The sequence below is a fragment of the Streptomyces polyrhachis genome (genome assembly GCF_042663125.1).
GTDB classification, from domain to species: domain Bacteria; phylum Actinomycetota; class Actinomycetes; order Streptomycetales; family Streptomycetaceae; genus Streptomyces; species Streptomyces polyrhachii.
On sequence record NZ_JBHSZO010000080.1, the window covers coordinates 1 to 2,744 of the forward strand.

The 2,744-nt window shown below is 71.1% G+C and carries 4 protein-coding genes; 1 reads left to right on the forward strand and 3 read right to left on the reverse strand.

Going from position 1 to position 2,744, the window contains the following annotated elements; translation table 11 throughout:
* Positions 1-890: type IV secretory system conjugative DNA transfer family protein (locus ACFQLX_RS25610; protein ID WP_465270555.1), on the forward strand; the 890-nt coding region annotated here is incomplete at its 5' end.
* A 67-nt stretch (positions 891-957) separates the two neighbouring features.
* Here the strand turns inward: ACFQLX_RS25610 and ACFQLX_RS25615 are convergent.
* The 3 genes from ACFQLX_RS25615 to ACFQLX_RS25625 all read right to left on the reverse strand — a co-directional run bounded on the left by ACFQLX_RS25615 (position 958) and on the right by ACFQLX_RS25625 (position 2,635).
* The gene (locus tag ACFQLX_RS25615) at positions 958-1,587 is read right to left on the reverse strand and encodes a TetR/AcrR family transcriptional regulator (RefSeq protein WP_386418908.1); all 630 of its coding nucleotides are present in this window, start codon (positions 1,585-1,587) and stop codon (positions 958-960) included.
* Complete coding sequence (locus tag ACFQLX_RS25620; RefSeq protein ID WP_386418910.1) at positions 1,587-1,970, reverse strand: VOC family protein; 384 nt, start codon at positions 1,968-1,970, stop codon at positions 1,587-1,589. Before ACFQLX_RS25620 ends, ACFQLX_RS25615 begins: the two co-directional genes overlap by 1 nt.
* A 116-nt stretch (positions 1,971-2,086) precedes the next feature.
* Positions 2,087-2,635 carry a GNAT family N-acetyltransferase gene (locus ACFQLX_RS25625; RefSeq protein WP_386418912.1) on the reverse strand — a complete coding sequence of 183 codons (549 nt, stop codon included), beginning with the start codon at positions 2,633-2,635 and terminating at the stop codon, positions 2,087-2,089.
* Positions 2,636-2,744 lie beyond the last annotated feature (109 nt).

The following is a 2,744-nucleotide window of genomic DNA, read 5'->3' on the forward strand; positions in this document are numbered from 1 at the left end:
AAGAAGCCCTCCTCGCCTCCGAAGGCCCGGCCCTCCTCATCACCTCGGACCCCACCCTCTGGTCAGAAACCAAGAACGCCCGCGCAAAACTCGGCCCGACCCTCCTCTACGACCCGGGCCACCTCTGCGACACCCCCGACCGCATCCGCTGGAACCCGCTCTCCGGCTGCACGGACCGCACCACAGCAGAGACCCGCGCGACAGCCCTCCTCCACCCCGTCCGCCCCCACGCCCGTATCGACACGGCGATCGCGGACACGGCCCAGACCCTCCTGACGAGCTGGCTGCACGCGGCGGCCATAGACAACCGCCCCATGGCCCACGTCCACCGCTGGGCAGCCTCCGCCGGCGCCGCCCACGAACCGGTGAAGATCCTCCGCAGCTCCCGCGGCGCGGCGGAAGGCTCTGCGGGCCTCCTGGAGTCGGCGCTGACCGCCCACCCCGAGTGGCGCGACCAGGCCCAGCACCTCCTGGCCCGCACCCTCGCAGCCCTCTCCACCCTCCACGTCCGAAACAGCTGCATCGCGAATCGGACAGATTCGCTCACCCTGGAGTCATTTATGAACGAGGGGGGAACGCTCTACGTGGTCGGTACACCCGTCGAGGACCCCCGTCGCGCTCCAGGAACGATGCCGCTCCTCACCGCGCTGACCGCAGACGTGGTCGAGCACGGCCGCCGCATGGCCGCACGGTCATCCACCGGCCGGCTCGACCCACCAACAACCCCACCCCTGGCCCCGCCCCTGACCCTGGTCCTGCACAACGTGGCAGCGGTGGCCCCCCTCCCCCAACTCCCGTCCCTCCTCAGCACGAACGACCTCCCCCTCCTGGCCGTCATGCGCTCCCCCGCCCAGGCCCAGGACAGATGGCCGGAACTCTCCCCCCGCTGAACCACCCCGAGCACCCGCCCCCGAATACCCAGCCCTCGGCACCGATCCCCCTCGACACCGACCCCCCTCAGTGCCGATGCCCCGCCCGCTCCTCCGGCGACAACCGGCTGATCTCCACCAACCGCTCGAAGTCCACGGCCACCCCCTTCAACACCAGATCCACCAACGGCCCCACCTCGGCCCGCGTCCGCCCGAACAGCACCCGCTGATAGACCACGGAAGCCAGCAGATCCACCACCGTCTCCGGATCCGCCTCCGCCACGAGATCCCCCCGGGCGACCGCCCGCCGCACCGCGACCAGCGCCGCCGCCCGACTGGGCTCCACCAGCGTCTCCATCAGATGCCCGTGCAACTCCGCGTCCCCCGCGCAGTCCGCCAGCAGCGGCGCCAGCACCCCGGCCGGCAGCCGCTCGTCCAGCGTCCGCGCCAGCAGCCGCACACTCTGCTGCAGATCACACCGCGTGCACCCGTTGTCCGGCGCCTCCGGTACGGCCAGCAGCGCCGCCAGCGCGTCCACCACCAGCCGCTGCCGCTGCGGCCAGCGCCGCCGGATCGCCGCCTTCGTCGTCCCGGCCCGCGCCGCCACCCGCTCCAGCGCGAACCCGCCGTACCCACCGGCCCGCAGCTCCTCGACGGTCGCCTTCAGCACCGCCGCGTCGATGGCCGGATCACGCGGCCGCCCCGAAGCACCGGCCACTACGCGGCGTCCTGCGGATACCAGCGCAGCTCCACGGTGTTGCCGTCCGGGTCCTTCACGTACACCGACTGCGCCGACCCCCGGGCCCCCCAGCGCCCGACCGGGCCCTCGACCACCTCGAAGGTCCCGGAGTCGATGACCTCCTGCCAGTCCAACGGCTCGACGACCAGGCAGATGTGGTCCACGTTCGACTCACCGCGCGCACCGGCGAAGAGATCGATGATCGTGCTCCCGTCGATCCGCACCGAGGGGAAGGGCACCTTCCCGGCCCGCCACTCCTCCACCCGCTCGGGCGCGAGCCCCAACGGCCCGGTGTAGAAGTCGAGCGCCCGCTCGACGTCGGTCACGTTGAGCACCAGATGATCGAAAGCCTTGACCCGCATGATGTCTCCTCCAGAAATTACGTTCCGGTCCGGTACGGATCATATCTACCCCCCAAGCCGACGGTCAACCCCTCCGGACCTTCCCCAGAGAGGAGCCCCCGGCCCCGACTCGCTCCCTACGCGCGCCCCCGCACCATCTCGATCTCCTGCCCACCGTCCTTGGTCAGGACGATCTGCTTCCCCGTCGGTACGAACCCGCACTTGCGGTAGAGCCCGGACGCCCGCCCGTTCCGCTCGTGCACGAACAACCGCACCCGCTCCAACCGGGGCCTCTCCTGCGCGAAGGCCCACTCCACCGCGGCCTCGAAGAGGGCCTCCCCGAGCCCCGCCCCCCGCGCCTCGGGCCGGAGGTAGACCCCGACCAGATGCCCCTGCGCCTGCTCCGGCTCCTCCCCGAACAGCCCCTCATCACCGGGCAGCTCCACGAGAACCGTCACGCTCCCCACCCAACGCCCGTCCACGTCCTCGGCGATGAAGCCCTTGACCCGCTCACCGGCCGCCGCACCCGCGGCCCGCTCCTGCCAGAACTCGTCCGGATGCCGCAGCCCGTCCTCGTAGCTCTCCAGAAAGGCGATGCCGGCCGCCTCGTCCTGGAGCGCGGCCAACCGCAACTCCCTGACCTGCCGCCACTCGTCCGCCCGACTGCCTCTGATCACGTAGTCCATACGCCGATACTGCCCAGTGACAGCCCCCGCCCGCCAGCGAGTTACCAGCCCCTGAACGCAAAAATGCCTCAACCCCCGAGCAAAGCTCGGGGGTTGAGGCTAAAAAATG